The sequence below is a fragment of the Streptomyces sp. NPDC047079 genome, from assembly GCF_040643755.1.
Classification (GTDB): domain Bacteria; phylum Actinomycetota; class Actinomycetes; order Streptomycetales; family Streptomycetaceae; genus Streptomyces.
In genome coordinates, this window is record NZ_JBEYUZ010000040.1 from 14,751 (window position 1) to 31,709 (window position 16,959).

At 72.7% G+C, this 16,959-nt stretch carries 9 protein-coding genes; 5 read left to right on the forward strand and 4 right to left on the reverse strand.

The window, feature by feature from the left end; genetic code table 11:
• The first annotated feature begins 607 nt into the window (after positions 1–607).
• Together ABZ823_RS29025 and ABZ823_RS29030 are read left to right on the forward strand one after the other, a co-directional pair.
• Positions 608–4,750: an AAA family ATPase gene (locus tag ABZ823_RS29025; protein WP_361665813.1), complete on the forward strand. Its 4,143-nt coding sequence runs from the start codon at positions 608–610 to the stop codon at positions 4,748–4,750.
• 680 nt (positions 4,751–5,430) lie between these two features.
• On the forward strand, positions 5,431–7,563 hold the full coding sequence (locus ABZ823_RS29030) for a SpoIIE family protein phosphatase (RefSeq protein ID WP_361665814.1): 2,133 nt from the start codon (positions 5,431–5,433) through the stop codon (positions 7,561–7,563).
• Positions 7,564–7,604: 41 nt separating this feature from the next.
• Here ABZ823_RS29030 and ABZ823_RS29035 read toward each other — a convergent pair whose 3' ends face one another.
• Positions 7,605–8,555 (reverse strand): MIP/aquaporin family protein, encoded by a 951-nt coding sequence (locus ABZ823_RS29035; protein WP_361665815.1) that lies wholly within the window; start codon positions 8,553–8,555, stop codon positions 7,605–7,607.
• Between the two features lie 300 nt (positions 8,556–8,855).
• Complete coding sequence (locus ABZ823_RS29040; protein WP_361665816.1) at positions 8,856–9,074, reverse strand: twin-arginine translocase TatA/TatE family subunit; 219 nt, start codon at positions 9,072–9,074, stop codon at positions 8,856–8,858.
• Between the two features lie 217 nt (positions 9,075–9,291).
• Between ABZ823_RS29040 and ABZ823_RS29045 the strand changes: the two genes are divergently transcribed.
• The 3 genes from ABZ823_RS29045 to ABZ823_RS29055 all read left to right on the forward strand — a co-directional run bounded on the left by ABZ823_RS29045 (position 9,292) and on the right by ABZ823_RS29055 (position 14,310).
• Entirely contained in the window at positions 9,292–11,247 is a 1,956-nt protein-coding gene (locus tag ABZ823_RS29045) for an NAD-binding protein (RefSeq protein ID WP_361665821.1), read from the forward strand.
• 279 nt (positions 11,248–11,526) lie between these two features.
• Positions 11,527–13,365 (forward strand): prolyl oligopeptidase family serine peptidase, encoded by a 1,839-nt coding sequence (locus tag ABZ823_RS29050; protein WP_361665817.1) that lies wholly within the window; start codon positions 11,527–11,529, stop codon positions 13,363–13,365.
• Positions 13,366–13,482: 117 nt separating this feature from the next.
• The gene (locus ABZ823_RS29055; protein ID WP_361665818.1) at positions 13,483–14,310 is read left to right on the forward strand and encodes an SURF1 family protein; all 828 of its coding nucleotides are present in this window, start codon (positions 13,483–13,485) and stop codon (positions 14,308–14,310) included.
• A 106-nt stretch (positions 14,311–14,416) separates the two neighbouring features.
• Here ABZ823_RS29055 and ABZ823_RS29060 read toward each other — a convergent pair whose 3' ends face one another.
• Both ABZ823_RS29060 and ABZ823_RS29065 read right to left on the reverse strand, forming a co-directional pair.
• Positions 14,417–15,814 carry a hypothetical protein gene (locus tag ABZ823_RS29060; RefSeq protein ID WP_361665819.1) on the reverse strand — a complete coding sequence of 466 codons (1,398 nt, stop codon included), beginning with the start codon at positions 15,812–15,814 and terminating at the stop codon, positions 14,417–14,419.
• Complete coding sequence (locus ABZ823_RS29065; protein WP_361665822.1) at positions 15,811–16,386, reverse strand: SigE family RNA polymerase sigma factor; 576 nt, start codon at positions 16,384–16,386, stop codon at positions 15,811–15,813. Before ABZ823_RS29065 ends, ABZ823_RS29060 begins: the two co-directional genes overlap by 4 nt.
• Positions 16,387–16,959 lie beyond the last annotated feature (573 nt).

Sequence of the window (16,959 nt, forward strand, 5' to 3'; positions counted from 1 at the left end):
TTTCGGGAAGGGCAACGGCACCTTCGCTCCGCGCGTGAAGATCGCCGCCTGCTGGGGGGTCTCGTCACCGCCGGGAATCTCTTCCGGCAGGCCGGTCACGGCAACGGGTCCTTCGCCGCGCGCGTGAGGATCGCCACCGGATGCCAGGGCTACAGGGGCATATTCGAGCCAAGTCGTGATGCGGGCCTTGTTCCCAGCGCGGGACTCGGCGAATGCCTCGGCGGACCGCGGCGTTCGGCACCGGTCCCTCCCCTCGTGGGGACCGGTACCGAACGGCGCGGATCGGCGGAAGACCGGATCCGCGGTCGAGGCGACGGCGCCCGGAGGCGCCAGGCTCCACGGATCGCTCCGGTTCCCGCGGCGAGAGGGTCGCCACCGCCACGTCACCGTGGCGGAAGCGACCGGAAACATACGCCGTGAGTTGTCTCCAGAACGCTGAACCGGTGGTCTGTCCGGATGGTGCGCACTGCTGCGCTAGCGGTCATGATCCTGCCAGCCGGTGGGTCCCCCCGAGGAGGTTCCGGTGTCAATCAGGCGACTTAACCGCAGGTCAGCCGTATAGAGTGAGTTTTCCGGTCCGGATGTCCAGCCGCGGGGGAAGTAAGGGGTGGAGACCTTGAGTTCCGACTCAGGGGCACGCACAGCCTTCGCCGAACGACTCGCGCTGCTGTACAAGGAGGCCGGCAACCCTCCCCTCAAGCGCGTGGCCGAAGCGGTCGACCGGCTTCAGCGAGTCGACGAACGAGGGCGGCTCGTACGGGTGTCGGCGCAGCGGATCAGCGACTGGCGACGTGCCAAGAACGTGCCCGCCCAGTTCCCCGCCCTCGCGGCGGTGCTGCACATCCTGATTCCCCAGGCGCGGCGCACGCGCCCCGCGCCGGTGTCCAAGGGCCTGTACGACGTGGCTCAGTGGCAGCGTCTCTGGGAGCGCGCGGTGGCCGATCCGGTCGGCGACCGCCCCGAGACCGCCACCGAGGAGGAGGAAGGGCCTTCGGTGGAGGGCCCGGCCGTCGCAGGTGTGTGCCCTTACCGGGGCCTGGCCGCGTACCGGCCGCAGGACGCCTGGTGGTTCTTCGGCCGGGAGCGGAGCACGGACGCGCTCGTCGCCCAGCTCGGCGCGGCGGAGGAGACGGGCGGGCTGGTCATGCTCGTGGGTGCCTCGGGGGCGGGAAAGTCGTCCCTGCTGAACGCCGGGCTGGTGCCCGCGTTGCAGAACGGCGCGCTGAGCGACGGGAGCGGCGGTACAGGGGAGGTGCTGCACCTCATACCGGGAGGAGATCCTCTCGGCGAGCTGATCCGCCATATCCCTCAGCTCGCGCCCCTGGTCTCCGCGACAAGAGAAACCTTTACCCCGGAGGCCGTTCGGCCGGAAACCGCCGGACGGGAGAGCGTCGCCCGGGGGGCCGCCGCGCAAGAGCCCGCACCGGGCCCCACGGCCAAGGAACCCCCAGCCGAGAACCCCCCAGCCGAGCACCCATCGGCCAAGAACCCCGGCACCCCGGGTTTCGCGCACGCCGTGCGGGAGGCCTTCGTGGCCTGGACGCGCCGCGAGACATCCTCGGCCGGCCGTCCGGTCGTCATCGTGGACCAGTTCGAGGAGGCGTTCACCCTCTGCTCCGACGAGACGGACCGGCGCACCTTCATCCAGCTCCTGCACGCCGCCTGCTCACCGGCCGGCCCCGGCGAGCGGGCCCCGGTGCTGGTGCTCCTCGGCATACGGGCCGACTTCTACGAGCAGTGCCTCGGCTATCCCGAACTGGCCGACGCGCTGCAACACCGGCACATGGTGCTCGGCCCGCTGACCACCGCGGAGCTGCGCGACGCGGTGACGGGCCCGGCCAAGGCGGTGGGCCTCGAACTCGAGCCGGGTCTCGCGGAGCTGATCGTCCGTGAGGTCAGCGCCGACGGCCCGCGCGGGGCCCACAACGCGGGTGTGCTGCCTCTGCTGTCGCACGCCCTGCTCGCCACCTGGCAGCGCCGCAAGGCGGGACGGCTGACGCTGGCCGGCTACCGCGCGGCGGGCGGAATCCAGGGAGCGGTGGCGGCGACCGCCGAGCGGGCCTGGTCCAGCCTCGACCCCGCGGCGCGCACGGCCGCCCGGCTGCTTCTGCTCAGGCTGGTCCGGCTGAGCGAGGACACACAGGCCACCCGCCGCCGGGGCACACGCCGCCAGTTGGCGCAGGAGTCGACGGACCCCGGCAAGACGGAGGAGTCCCTCGAGGCGCTGGTGCGCGCGCGGCTGGTGACGCTCGACGCGGAGAGCGTGGAGATCACTCATGAAGCCCTGCTCCACGCCTGGCCACGTCTGCGCGACTGGATCGACGAGGACAGGAACGGCAACCTGCTGCGCCAGCGGCTGGAGGAGGACAGCAGGGCCTGGGAGGGCTCGGAGCGCGACACCTCGCTGCTGTACCGGGGCTCCCGGCTGGAACAGGCCCACAGCTGGGCGAAGTCCGCCGGGAACACCTACCTGACCCGCAGCGCCGTGCAGTTCCTGGCCGCCTCGGTCAGGCTGCGCAAGCGTACGGTCCTGATCAGCCGAGCCGCCGTGGCGGCGCTGGTCGTGCTCGCCGTGCTCGCGGCCGGTTCGGCGGTGGTCGCGTGGCAGCAGCGGGACGACGCCGTGTTCGAACAGGTACTCGCAGAAGCGGACCGGGTCCAGCACACGGATCCGTCGCTGGCCGCCCAGCTCGACCTGGTCGCACATGACCTGCGGCCGGACGACAAGGGGACGTACAGCAGGCTGATCTCGATCGTGAACGCGCCCCTGGCCACCCCCCTGCTCGGTCACCACGGCGCCGTCTACCTCACCTCGTTCAGCCCCGACGGCAAGCTCCTGGCCACGGCCAGCTACGACCGCACCGTCCGCCTGTGGAACGTGGCCGACCGCAGCCACCCCAAGCCGCTGGGCAAACCCCTCACGGGTCACACGAGCTGGGTGAGCAGTGCCGTCTTCAGCCCGGACGGGCAGACCCTCGCCAGCGCCGGGGACGACGGAACGATCCGGCTGTGGGACGTGAGCGATCCCGCCCGTCCCACGTCCCTCGGCACGCCGCTGACAGGCCATGAGGGCACGATCTATCTGATCGCCTTCAGCCCGGACGGCCACACGCTGGCCTCCGCAGGCGAGGACCGCACCGTACGTCTGTGGAACGTGGCCGACCCGCGCAGGCCGAAGCCGCTCGCCTCGCTGGGCGGCCACACGGCCGCGGTGCGCTGCGTGGGGTTCAGCCCCGACGGGCGCACGCTCGCGGCGGGAGGCGACGACCACACCATCCAGTTGTGGAACACGGCCGATCCACGCCACCCCGTGCGGCTGCGGACGCTCACCGGCCACATGGACCTGGTGCACTCGGTGGCGTTCAGCCCCGACGGGCGCACGCTCGCCAGCGGCAGCGCCGACGACACCATCCGGCTGTGGGACGTCTCCGACCCCAAGCGCGCGGAATCGATCGGCTCGCCGCTCACCGGCCACACGGGGGCCATCTGGTCCGTGGCCTTCAGCCCCGACGGGGGGCGGCTGGCCGCCGCGAGCGCGGACAGCACGGCGAGTCTGTGGAACGTCAGTGATCCGAACTGGCCCTCGCAGGTCGGGGAGCCGCTCGCGGGCGGCAGCGGCGAGATGTACGCCCTGGGCTTCAGTCCGGACGGCCGTACGCTCGCCACCGGCAGCGGTGACAGCAAGGTCCGTCTGTGGTCGATCCCGACCTCGGACATGGCCGGCCGCAATGGGGTGTTCCGCCCGGACGGCAAGCTGCTCGCCACGGTCGCGAGCGACGGCAGGGTCCGGCTGTGGAACGTGGCGGTTCCCGGCCGGCCCCAGCTCGCGAGCAAGCCGTTCATGCCGGCCGACGGCGGCCAGCGTTCGCTGGTGTTCTCCCCCGACGGCCGTACGCTCGTGGTGCTGACCGACAAGGAGTCGGTGTACCTGTGGAACGTCACCGATCCGACCCACCCGGTCGCCACCGGGCCGCGCCTGCCCCTACGGACCCGGTTCATGGGGTCGTACGCACTGGCGTACAGCCCCGACGGGCGGATCCTGGCCACCGCCTACGACCAACGCACCATCCAGCTGTGGGACGTCAGCGACCTCTCCCGCACCGTCGCGCTCGGCAAGCCGCTCACCGGCCACCGGGGCTTCATCAACGCCCTCGACTTCAGCCCGGACGGGCACACGCTCGCCAGCGGCAGCGCGGACAGCACCGTACGGCTGTGGGACCTGACCGACCCCGCTCATGTGACGCCGCTCGGCCGGCCGCTCACGGATCACTCCGGGCCGATCAACGCGCTCGCCTACAGCCCCGACGGCCATACGCTGGCCAGCGGCAGCGACGACGACACCGTACGGCTCTGGGACGTCTCCGAACCCGGTGCGCCGACCGGCCTGGGCTCCCCGCTGACCGGCCACACCGAGGCCGTCACATCGCTGACGTTCAGCCAGTCCGGCGACACCCTGGCGAGCGGCGGCAACGACAACACGGTCCGGCTCTGGGATGTCTCCCGGCCGTCGTCGGCCACCCCCATCGGCCAGTCGATGAGCCCTTACGCCAAGACGGGCAACTTCCTGTCCTTCAGCCCCAACAGCCATGTACTCGGGGTGTCCAGCGGCGCGGACACGGTCCGTCTGTGGCGCCTGGACGCCGACGAGGCCATCCGGCACATCTGCTCGGTCACCCCGGGCGTGCTGACCCCGCAGAAGTGGCACGAGTACCTGCCCCGCCTCTCCTACGAGCCGCCGTGCGGGCGGTGAGCGGCCGGGGGTCCGCCAGGCGTGTTTCATGTGATCCCGCGTGATACCGCTCACAACTCCCCGCTACGGCCGGACAGTCGGCTCCCGCCGCCCGGGCGGCGTTGTTACGCTGGACCACAGCCCGATCGCTGGTGCATCCCCCGTCGCCAGCGGTCGGGCGCTTTCATGCAGATCGTTTGTGCTGCCTTCCGTTCCCACCGCTTCTCCCCCTCACGACCTGACGGCACGTCAGGTTCAAGGTGGACGGCACCCACGGTGACGGCGAGGGTGCCTCCCGGTCCGGCCGTGCGGGCGGCGGTCGCCCCCGGAGCAGGCCGGCGGCGGGGCTCGGCCTTCGAGCGGGGCTCCCCGAGATCGACCGGCAGGCGACCGGGAGGATCGGCGGAGCAGGGCGGTGTCGGGCCCCGACCGCTCCGGGCGCCGTACCGACCATCGAAACCGGGGGTATTGTCCCGTTATGAACTATCCGTCTCGGGAACCCGCCAGGTGCCACGTCCGCACGGGGCGTACCGCGGGCACCCGCCTCCCCGGGGAGGCGGTGGCGGCGCGCCCCACGCGCTGACGCACGGCGCATCCCGGCGGGCCGTGCGCCGGTGTCCGGGCCGGCGGGCCGTGCGCCGATGTCCGGGCCCCAGGGCCGACGGGCCGCCGGCTGTGGCAACACCGGACCGGAGGATGTGATGTCCGGGATCGATGAGGCACTGGGAGGCCGGCCACTGGACGACGCCCTGGCGGAGGCCCTGGCCGACACCGTACGGCGGACCGGGGCTTCCATCGGCGGCGTCTACCTGGTCGAGGAGGCCGAACCGGCGCTGCGCCTGGTGGCCGTGTGCGGTCTGCCGCCCGAGTTCTCGGCCCCATGGCGGCGTCTGCCCCTCACGGCCCCCGTGCCGGTCGCCGACGCGATCCGCGAGGACCGGTTGATCTGGGTCGGCGGCCAGGCCGACATGGCCCGCCGCTACCCGCGCGTCACCGCCGTCCTGCCCTACCGCTTCCCCCTCGCCGCGATCGCCCTGACCGGGGCGGAGCGCTGCTGGGGAGGACTGGTGCTGATGTGGCCCGCGCACCATTCACGGGAGGCCACGCCTCGCGAACGCAGCAACATCGTTGCCAGCGCCGGGCGCCTGGCCAGGATCCTGGAGGACGCTCCCCGCCCGCCCACGCTGCCCGACCAGCCCCGCGCCGTCCCCCTCGACACCCCATCCGTACGCCACCCCGCCCAGACGGCCGCGGTCGCCGCCGACTACGCCGAACGCCTTCCCGAGGGCGCCGCGGCCCTCGACCTGGAGGGCAGGATCACCTTCATCACCGGCACCGCCGCCCGCCTGCTCGGCAGCAGCGCCGACCGACTGCTGGGCACCCGGCCGTGGCAGTCGCTGCCCTGGCTCGACAACCCCGTGTACGAGGACCAGTACCGCACCGCGCTCGTCAGCCGCACACCCCTGTCCTACAACGCCCTGCGCCCGCCCGATCACTGGCTGACCTTCCAGCTCTACCCGGACGCGAGCGGCATCAGCGTCCGCATCACCCCCTGTGGGCAGCAGTCCACGCCGGATGTCTCGTCCCGGGCGGTCTCGGTGACCCCGACCGGCCGCCTGTACCAGCTGATCCACCTGGCCTCCGCGCTCACCGAGACGGTGAGCGTGCGTGACCTGGTCGACCTGCTCGCCGGCCAGATCCTGCCCGCCTTCCGCGCCCAGGGACTGGTGCTGTCCGTCGCGGACGCGGGCCGTCTGAAGATCACCGGCTACCAGGGCTACCCGGCCGAGGTGATGGAACGTCTCGACGGGCTGCCGCTGGACACCGGCCTCACCCCGGTCGGGCAGATCCTCTTCAGCGGCAGTCCCGCGTTCTTCTCCGGTCCGGAAGAACTGGCGCGCAGCTATCCGCGGGCGCTGCGGATGAGCGACAAACAGGCCTGGGCCTTCCTTCCCCTGGTGATCACAGGACGGCCGGTGGGCTGCTGCGTCCTGTCCTACGACCGCCCTCACGCCTTCACGGCCGACGAGCGGGCCGTCCTCACCTCACTGGCCGGTCTGATCGCCCAGGCGCTGGACCGCGCCCGCCTGTACGACGCCAAGCATCAGCTCGTGCGGGGCCTCCAGCGAGTGCTGCTGCCCCGGACCCTGCCCGCCGTGGCCGGTCTCGACGTGGCCTCCCGCTATCTGCCGGCGAGCTACGGCATCGAGGTCGGCGGCGACTTCTACGACCTGCTGCGCCTCGACGAGACCACCGCGGCCGCGGTCATCGGCGACGTCGAGGGGCACAGCATCGCCGCGGCCGCCCTGATGGGCCAGGTCCGTACCGCCATCCATGCGCACGCGACCGCGGGCGCGTCCCCGGACCAGGTCCTGGCCCGCACCAACCGGCTGTTGTCCGACCTGGACTCGGACCTGCTCGTCACCTGCCTCTACGCCCATCTGGACCTGGCCCGCCGGGAAATGGCCCTGGCCAGCGCCGGCCACGTTCCGCCGCTGCTGTGCCGGCAGCCCCGTCACGCCCAAGTCCTCGAGGTCGATCCCGGGCCGCTGCTGGGCATCGACGTGCGCGCCCGCTACCCCGTCACCCGTCTGCCGCTCCACCCGGGCGGCGTGCTGGCCCTCTACACCGACGGCCTCGTGGAAGTCCCCGGGACCGACATCGACCGCACCACCGCGGCCCTCGTCGAGTACCTGGCCACCACCGCCCACGACCAGGATCTGGAGGACCTGATCGACGGGCTCGTCGACCGCACCTGGCCCACCGGACGGCACACCGACGACATCGCCGTTCTGCTGCTGCGCACCCACCAGGAGCCTCCGGCTCCGGGCTGACGCGTCCGGCCCGCCCGGCCGCCCGGGCGCGGGTGGGCGGCTCACTCCTCCTCCGGCGGGCCCCCCTCCGGGCGGGTCCGGCCGGACTCCGGGAGTTCTCCCAGCTGCGACCTGACGTGGAGGACGTCGCCGATGAACAGGTCGTAGACGACCACCCCGATCACTCCGCCGACGAGGGGGCCGACGATGGGGATCCAGAAGTAGTCGCTGAACGCCCCCGCGAGGGTGCCGGGCAGCGCGAGGTCCTGCCAGCCCGCGAGCCAGGTGAACAGACGGGGACCGAAATCCCGGGCGGGGTTGATGGCGTAGCCCGCGTTCGCCCCGTACGACATGCCGATGGCGGCCACGGCGAAGCCGATCACCAGGGGACCGAGGTTGGCCTTCACCGCCGTGTTGCGCAGGTCGACGATCGCCACGACGAACATGACGAGAAAGGCCGTCCCGACGATCTGGTCCACGAGCGGGCCCCACGTGCTGCCTTGGAAGTACGGCGCGGGGAACGTTCCGAAGATCGAAAAGGTGGCGAGGGTGTGCCCGTTCGTCTTCGGGCCCGTCATGGCACGGTCGAAGGTGTTGATCGCGTCGTGGTAGACGGCGTACACCAGCGCGGCCCCGGCGAAGGCGCCGGCCACCTGCGACGCCATGTACGGAACCACCTTGAGCCAGGGGAAACCGCGGCGTACCGCGAAGGCGAGCGTCACCGCGGGATTGAGGTGTGCGCCGCTGACACCGCCTGCCACATAGACGCCGAAGGTCACGGCCAACGCCCAGCCCCAGGCGATGAGGAGCCAGTCACCGGCGCCGAGGAAAAAGGTGGTGGGCCCGGCCGTACGGCCCGATCCCGGCAGCGCGGCAACCGTCATGGCAACCGCACCGCAGCCGAAGGAGATGATTACGAGCACCCCCAGGAATTCCGCGAGGCATTCGCCGAAGAGGCCCCCTCGGCTCCTGAGCCGGGAGGGTTTTACCAGGGGCGGAATTTCCACGGCCATAATGGCCCCCTCAGGGAATGGTCCGGCCCGTGGGGCCCGATGCCACCCGTCCGGGCCTGCGTATTCGAAGGTGACGGCCTGAGTTCCCGGAACGCGTACACATCGCATTCCTGGAACGTGTGCATACAGCAGAGACACCATGAGTATGACTCACGGATTCACGAATCGCCGCCTCGTCCAGCACGATGACCCGTTCGGATGACACCGAATTGCGGGGGCTGATCAGAGGACGGGACAGGGAGCGGACCGGGGGCCGATCAGGGGGCGGCTCCTTTTGTGAAAGAGGCGCAAGATCGCGCGTCAGGAACGCGCCGACGGCGCGTCCCGGCCGACCACGGTCCCCCGGATCACACGGCCGGCACCCGGCGCCGCGTCGTCCTGCTCCTTCAGCGCCCTCGCCTCGCTCCTGAGGATCCGCGTCGCCTTCCCCGCCGAACGCGTCAGCTCCGGCAGCTTCTTGATCCCCAGGACGACGACGACCACGAGGAGGATCAGGGCCAGCTCACTCATGCCGAACATCAGGCGCGCTCCCAGGGCGGACGGGCGGATTCACCGGGCCCGCGGCGCGAAAGCCCTACAGACCTGTAGAAGTCTCCCCTCTCGCGTGCCCGTTCGACAAGTGTGGCGCCTCCGGCACCCCCGCCCCCTGTGGAACCGGCCCGCCCCCAGGGCAGTCTTTCTCCCCGTGGGCGTTCCTCAACAGAACGGGCCGGGTGACACGGCCGCGCACATGCACATGGTCGTGTGCGGGGACGACGGGCTCGCGCACCGGCTGGCCGCCGAATTGCGCGGGGTGCACGACGAGCAGGTGACGCTCGTCGTGCCGCCCGCCACACGGGTCGCCCGGCAGCCGGTGGTGGGCCGAGCCCGTGCCTCCGCGCTGCTCGACCGGGTCTCCGCCGCCGTCACACGCGCGGCGGGCAACGGCAATGGCAACGGAAACGGCGCGGACGGGCGCGGCACCGGCGGCACCGGCACCGGCGGCCCCCGCACCGCCCAGGCATCCGGCACGGTACGGCTGTTGGAGGCATCGGAAGCCTCCGAGGCCGTGCTCGCCGAGGCCGGAGTGGAGCGGGCGGCGGCCCTCGCGCTCGTCTATGACGACGACGAGACCAACATCCGCGCCGCGCTCACCGCCCGCCGCCTCAACCCGCGGCTCCGGCTGGTGCTGCGGCTCTACAACCGGCGGCTCGGCCAGTACATCGAGGCACTCCTCGACCAGGCGGCGGCTCTGGCCTCCGGCGAGAGCGACACGGATGCCGGGGCGTTCGACGCGTCCACGACCGTCCTGTCCGACGCCGACACCGCCGCGCCGGCACTGGCGGCGACCGCCGTGGCCGGCACCACCAAGGTCGTACAGACCGACGGGCTGATGCTGCGGGCCGTGGAACGCCCGCCGCCGCGCCCCGGCGAGGTCGCCGACCCCGGACTGTGCACCCTCGCGCTGCTGTCGGCTACGGCGAGCGACCCCGTCGGCGCCGACGGTTCCGAGGGCAGCGGCGAGCAGGGGCCGCAACTCCTGCCCGACGAACGGGCCGTCGCCGCGGCCACCGGACGCGGCACGGTCGTCCTGGAGACCGTCTCGTACGCGGGTCCCGCGCTGCCCGCCGGACGCAGTGTTCTTCCCCTGGCCTCGCTGCTGTCCCGACGGCTGCGCTGGTCGTTCGCGGGACTCGTGGGCTGTGTCGTCGCACTGGCGGTCGCATCGATGGCGGTCACCGGGGAACCTCCGCTGCGCGCCACCTACTTGACGCTGCTCGACCTGTTCGCGATCAACAACCCGGCCGTCGGGGAGCCCGCGGGGCGGCAGATCCTGCAACTGCTGTCCGGTCTCGTGGGCTTGCTGCTGCTGCCCGTGCTGCTGGCGGCCGTCCTCGAGGCGCTCGGCACCTTCCGCAGCGGAACCGCGCTGCGCAAGCCGCCGCGCGGGCTGTCGGGCCATGTGGTGCTGCTCGGCGTTGGCAAGATCGGCACGCGGGTGCTCACACGGCTGCGGGAGCTGAGGATCCCCGTGGTGTGCGTGGAGGGCGATCCGGAGGCGCGCGGCCTGGCGACGGCCCGGCGGCTGCGGGTGCCGGTCGTGCTCGGCGACGTGACCCAGGAAGGCGTCCTGGAGGCCGCCAAGATCCACCGGGCGCATGCGCTGCTCGCTCTCACCAGCGCCGACACCACGAACCTGGAGGCCGTCCTGTACGCGCGCTCCCTACGGCCCGACCTGAGGGTCGTCCTGCGCCTGTACGACGACGACTTCGCGACCGCCGTCTACCGCACCCTGCGCGCCGCGCACCCGCATGCCTCGACCCGCAGCCGCAGCGTGTCGCACCTGGCCGCGCCCGCGTTCGCGGGGGCCATGCTGGGGCGGCAGATCCTGGGGGCGATCCCCGTGGAGCGCCGGGTGCTGCTGTTCGCCGCCGTGGATGTGGCCGGGCATCCGCAACTGGAGGGGCGGACGGTCGCCCAGGCCTTCCGGGCGGGGGCCTGGCGCGTGCTCGCCCTGGACACCGCGGCGCCCGGCGAACGGGCCCAGGCGCCGGACCCCGAGACGGGCGGTCCTGGCCGCCCCTCGGGGCTGGTGTGGGACCTGCCGCCCACGTATGTCCTGCGGCCGGAGGACCGGGTGGTCCTGGCCGCGACGCGCCGCGGCCTCGCGGAACTCACGGGGCGCAGGCGCCGCGAGACGCCGCGAGGGTAGGCGAGGGCCGCGGCGAGGGCCGTGGCGGGGGCGGACGGCGGGGGTGGAGGATCGGGCGGGGGCGGGACGAGGGGTGGAGGACCGGCGGGGCGGGGCGGGACGGCAAGGCTGGGGGACCGCGCGGTACGGGGCCGCCGGGCGCCGGGTGGCAGGGGGCGGAAGCCCGGGGCCCGCTCCGCCCGGCGCGGTAGCGCCTGGTCAGGAGGCCGCCGCGGAGAGTTGTCCACAGGCTGGGGGCCTGGCCCGCACGATGTGACCCGGGCCAGGCACTATGGGGCCATGACTGAGAGCAACGGCCCCACCAGGCCCCAGCGCGCCGAGGACATGCCGGACTGGGAGAAGCGCTTCCGAGCACCGCGCGTGTCACTGCCGGACTGGGCGGAGGACGCACCACACCGCGCGTTGTTCGTCTCCAACGCCACGGGGACGTACGAGCTGTACGCGTGGGACCGCACCACGGGCGAGCAGCGCCAGGTCACGGACCGGCCGAACGGCACGACGGACGGGGTGCTCTCACCGGACGGCGAGTGGATCTGGTGGTTCGACGACACCGACGGCGACGAGTTCGGCATCTGGAGACGCCAGCGATTCACGCCCGGCGCCTCCGGCCCCCGCTCCGGGACCGACGAGCCGGCGGCCCCCGGCCTGAAGCCCTCGTACCCGGCCGGGCTCGCTATCGGGCGGGACGGGCGGACGGCGGTCGTGGGACGCTCGACCGACGAGGACGGTTCGACGATCCATCTCGTCCGGGCCGGTCAGGACCCGGTCGAGATCTACCGGCACCGCGAGTCGGCCGGGCTGGGCGGCTTCTCGCACGACGGCTCGCTGATCGCCGTCGAGCACACCGAGCACGGCGACGCGATGCACTCCGCGCTGCGCGTGCTGCGGCCGGACGGTTCGACGGTGGCGGAGCTGGACGACACCAAGGGCGGACGCGTCGAGCTCGGCCTGGAGGCGCTGGGCTTCGCGCCGGTCGACGGAGACACCCGCCTGCTGGTCGGGCACCAGCGGCGCGGCCGGTGGGAGCCGCTGGTGTGGGACGTCGTCTCGGGCGAGGAGACGGACCTCGCGCTGGAGCTGCCGGGCGACGTGGCCGCGGAGTGGTATCCGGACGGCTCCGCGCTGCTGATCGTGCACAGCTTCGAAGCCCGCAGCGAGCTGCTGCGGTACGACGTGGCGACGCGCGAGCTGGTGCGGGTGCCGACGCCGCCGGGCTCGGTGTCCGGGGCGACGGCCCGACCCGACGGGACCGTGGAGTACCTGTGGTCGTCGGCGGCCGAGCCGCCGGTGGTGCGGTCGACGTCGGGCGAGGTCGTGCTGGATCCGCCCGGGATGAAGTCGCCGGGGTCGGTGCCGGTGGAGGACGTGTGGGTGGAGGGCCCGGGCGGCCGCATCCACGCGCTGGTGCAGAAGCCGGCGGGGGCGAGCGGGCCGCTGCCGACGGTGTTCGACATCCACGGCGGGCCCACCTGGCACGACAGCGACGCGTTCGCGGCGGCCCCGGCGGCCTGGGTGGACCACGGGTACGCGGTGGTGCGGGTCAACTACCGGGGTTCGACGGGGTACGGACGCGAGTGGACGGACGCCCTCAAGCACCGGGTCGGGCTGATCGAGCTGGAGGACATCGCGGCGGTACGGGAGTGGGCGGTGTCGTCCGGGCTGGCGGACCCGCAGCGGCTGGTCCTGACCGGCGGCTCCTGGGGCGGCTATCTGACCCTGCTCGGGCTCGGAACCCAGCCGGACGCCTGGACGATCGGGATCGCGGCGGTGCCCGTCGCGGACTACGTGACGGCGTACCACGACGAGATGGAGACGCTGAAGGCCATGGACCGGACCCTGCTCGGGGGCACCCCCGAGGAGGTGCCGGAGCGGTTCGAGGCGTCGTCGCCGCTGACGTACGTCGACGCGGTGAAGGCACCGGTGTACATCTCGGCGGGGGTGAACGACCCGCGCTGCCCGATCCGCCAGGTCGAGAACTATGTGGACCGGCTCGCCGCGCGGGGTGCGGCGCACCAGGTGTACCGGTACGACGCGGGACACGGCTCCCTGGTGGTCGACGAACGGATCAAGCAGGTACGGCTGGAGCTGGACTTCGCGGAGCGCCATCTGGGCAGGTGAGGAAGCGGCGGCCCATGGGGGCACACCTGGGGCCGCCCGGCGTGCGGGAAGGGGCGCGTCCCGGTACACCGGGCCCCACGGCCGGGTCCGCGGGGGCGGCACCGTACCGTTGAGGGCGTGTACCGGTTTCTGCTGACGCCCCGCTGGTGGGGGATCAACGTCTTCGTGCTGCTGGCCATCCCCTTCTGCGTCTTCATGGGGTCATGGCAGCTGAGCCGGTTCGAGTCCCGGATGCACGAGCAGCGGGCGGCGAGCGAGCAGGCCACGGCGGGCCGCACGGAGGCGCCCCGGCCGCTTCGGGAGCTGCTGCCGGTCGACAAGAACACGTCCGGGAAGCGGGCCACGGCCACCGGACGGTACGGGAAGCAGTTGCTGGTGCCGGACCGGGAGCTCGACGGCAGGCGCGGGTTCTATGTGCTGACCATGCTGCGCACCGACGGGGGCAAGGCCCTGCCCGTGGTGCGGGGCTGGCTGCCGGGTGACGCGGACCCGGCGAAGGCGCCGGCCGCGCCGACCGGTGACGTCACCGTCACCGGCGCGCTACAGGCCTCGGAGAGCCCGGGGGCGAACGGGGTGGGAGGGGGCGGGGGGCTCCCCCCCGAGCAGACCGCCGCGATCAGCTCCGCGTCGCTGGTGAACCTGGTGCCGTACCGCGTGTACGACGCCTGGGTCACGCTCGACAGGGCCGACAGCGGGATGAAGGCGGTACCGGCGACGGTGCCTCAGGGGACCGGGCTGGATCTGAAGGCGTTCCAGAACCTGGGCTACACCGGCGAGTGGTTCGTCTTCGCGGGCTTCACCGTCTTCATGTGGTTCCGTCTGCTGCGGCGCGAGGTGGAGTACGCCCGCGACGCGGAACTGGGCCTGGTCATCGGGGCCCCGGCGGAGACGGCCGGAGAAGGCACGGCCACCGAGGAGAACCAGGCCCGGGCCGCGGCGACCTGAGAACCGCCACGGCCCGACAGGCACCACGGCCCGACGCGGTGGTGAGCGGGCCAGGTCCGGCTGTGCGACGAGGCCCGGACAGCAGCGGGGACGCCGGGCCCCTGGTTCAGGTCGCCGGGAGCATGCCCGTGCGGTAGACCGTGCCGGCGCAGGCGTTGGAGACCGTTGCCGTGGAGGTTCCGGAACCGGTCACGGAGGTGTGGGAGACGACCACGCTGCCGTCGGCCACGCCGTCCTCCGGCATCAGCTGCGGTGCCGTTCCGCCGCTGTCCGAGATCGTGCCGCTGCCGGTGCCGACGCTCTCCGAGGGGCTCGGGTCCGGTGAGGGTCCGCCGGTGCCGTCGCCCGCGCTGGGACAGGTCTCCGAGGGGACCCAGGCGAACTTGACCTCGTACGCCTCGCCGGGCTTGAGCACCAGCGAGGCGACTTCCTGGGACGGGTCGGGCAGCCCGGTGGCCGGGTCGCCGGCGACATGGTTCACCACGCTGATCTTGGACGGGTCCGCCGCGCCCTGGGGGGCGGTGGTCACGCTGCCGCCGCCCGAGACCGTGCAGGCGGTGGTGGAGACGTTGGCGACACGGAACGTGCCGTAGACCGTGCCGGTGGAGTCCGGTGCGCCCGTGGTGGCCTTCGCGCCGCCGAGCTGGGCCACCGTGCACCCGGGCGCGGTCTGTACGGAGGCCGTCGGGCTGGCCCCGCCGGTGGCTCCGCCGGTCGTGCCCCTGCCCTTGCCCTCCTTGTCCTTCTGGCCGGTCCAGCCCTTGTCCCCGGACGTGCCGCCGGTGCCCGCCACGCTGGTGGAGCCGCCGTCCGGGCCCTTGCTCTGGCCCGTGCCGTCCTGGGCCCGCGAGGCCTGGCCGGCGATGGAGGGATCGGCGTCGAGGCCGGTGGCGTCTGAGACATGGATCAGGGCTGGGACGGCCGTGCCGATGAACAGGGCGGCGGCCGCCATGCCGACCAGGGCCTGCCGCTTGCGCGCCCGCCGGGCGGGCACCGCGTGCCGCAGACGTTCCAGGGCGCCGTCGCGCGGCTCGATGTCATCCACCGCCTGGTGCAGCATCCGCCGTAGCGCCAGTTCGTCCGAAGCGAGCCCCTGGAGGTCCCTCACGGGTTCGTCCGTGTCCGGCGCCTGCCCGGAGCCCGGGCCCTTGCCACGGGAGCCCCCGAGCGCCGCCATGAGCCGGTCCCTCCCGGCGCCGAGCCCGTCGGCGCCCGTACGGCCGTCAACACTGCCGGCGCCCGCACCCGGGCGGTCGTCGGCTTCGTCGCTCTCCCGCTCGAAGCGGTCGGCGGCGGACGCGTCGGGAGCGGCGCGTCCGGGCCAGGCCTCCTGTGGGCCCTGGTCGTCGGGGCGGTGGTTCACAGTTCCGTTCCCAGCATGCTGCTCGTGGTCGTCCTCGCGGGGCGCGGACCGGTCCGTCGGTTCGTGCCACACATCGGGCTCGTGTCGTTCGTGGGAGTCGCGTCCCGGGAAGTCCGGGCGCCGCTCCTCGTGGTCGCTCATGCCGGCGCCCCCATGGCGATACGCAGTGCCGCGATGCCGCGCGACCCGTACGCCTTCACGGAGCCCAGCGATATCCCCAGCGTCTCGGCGACCTGGGCCTCGGTCATGTCCGCGAAGTAGCGCAGCACCAGCACCTCGCGCTGGCGGCGCTGAAGGCCCTTCATGGCCCGGATCAGCGAGTCGCGCTCCAGCTGGTCGTAGGCGCCCTCCTCCGCGCTCGCCATGTCCGGCATCGGCTTGGACAGCAGCTTGAGGCCGAGTATGCGGCGGCGCAGCGCCGAACGCGACAGGTTGACGACGGTCTGCCGCAGGTAGGCGAGCGTCTTCTCCGGGTCTCGGACGCGCTTGCGCGCCGAGTGGACGCGGATGAACGCCTCCTGGACGACGTCCTCGCAGGAGGCGGTGTCGTCGAGGAGGAGTGCCGCGAGCCCGAGGAGGGAGCGGTAGTGGGCACGGTAGGTCTCGGTCAGATGGTCCACCGTGGTGCCGGCGGCCGTCGTCTCCTCAGCGCCCTCGCGCTGGCCGGGTATGCGGGCGGGCCGCGCTGCGGGCATGGGGGCGATCACCGGCATGCCGCCGGGCGCGCCGGACATGCGGGGGCGGGGCGGGCGGAGGGCCGTGCCCCTCGTCCGTACCGCGGTGAATTCGAGTACCTCTGCCACGCCAGTTGGACACGTCTGCCCCCGTCAGGGTTGTACGCGACTGGCATCACCTTTGCGTCAGGCAGCACGTCCGTCTGCACGTCCCCTCGTGCGCCCCCCAGCGCAGCGGACGGTGCGTCTAGTGCCCTCATCTGTACCAGCTCTTCCCCTATGCCCCGTGTGTGGTGGTGCCCGCCCCCCGGAGGGCGACCGCAAAGACGCTCCCCGCTCCGCAAGCGGTTGCGGAGCGGGGAGGGAAATCTTCGAACGCCCAAAGACCTCGGTCCAAGTGGTCCGGCCATACGGCCGGACGACGATCCGACATAGATCCTACAAACGTTTCAGCCGGGGGCCAGGGGGCTTCCCGCCTGGTGGGACCGCCGGGCGGCGCCGCGTGCAGGGGGCTAGAGGCAACGCCGTTCAGTTAAGGCGGGGCTGTGGGTGTCAAGGGCTGTTCGTAAGCATGGCGATGCTGATGGTGGCTCTGTAGGTGGTGCGGTCGAT

Excerpts from the sequence above, each read along its gene's own strand:
- ABZ823_RS29030 (WP_361665814.1), top strand. The coding sequence starts at position 5,431 with ATGTCCGGGATCGATGAGGCACTGGGAGGCCGGCCACTGGACGACGCC.
- ABZ823_RS29035 (WP_361665815.1), bottom strand. The coding sequence starts at position 8,555 with ATGGCCGTGGAAATTCCGCCCCTGGTAAAACCCTCCCGGCTCAGGAGC.
- ABZ823_RS29040 (WP_361665816.1), bottom strand. The coding sequence starts at position 9,074 with ATGTTCGGCATGAGTGAGCTGGCCCTGATCCTCCTCGTGGTCGTCGTC.
- ABZ823_RS29045 (WP_361665821.1), top strand. The coding sequence starts at position 9,292 with ATGGTCGTGTGCGGGGACGACGGGCTCGCGCACCGGCTGGCCGCCGAA.
- ABZ823_RS29050 (WP_361665817.1), top strand. The coding sequence starts at position 11,527 with ATGACTGAGAGCAACGGCCCCACCAGGCCCCAGCGCGCCGAGGACATG.
- ABZ823_RS29060 (WP_361665819.1), bottom strand. The coding sequence starts at position 15,814 with ATGAGCGACCACGAGGAGCGGCGCCCGGACTTCCCGGGACGCGACTCC.
- ABZ823_RS29065 (WP_361665822.1), bottom strand. The coding sequence starts at position 16,386 with ATGCCGGTGATCGCCCCCATGCCCGCAGCGCGGCCCGCCCGCATACCC.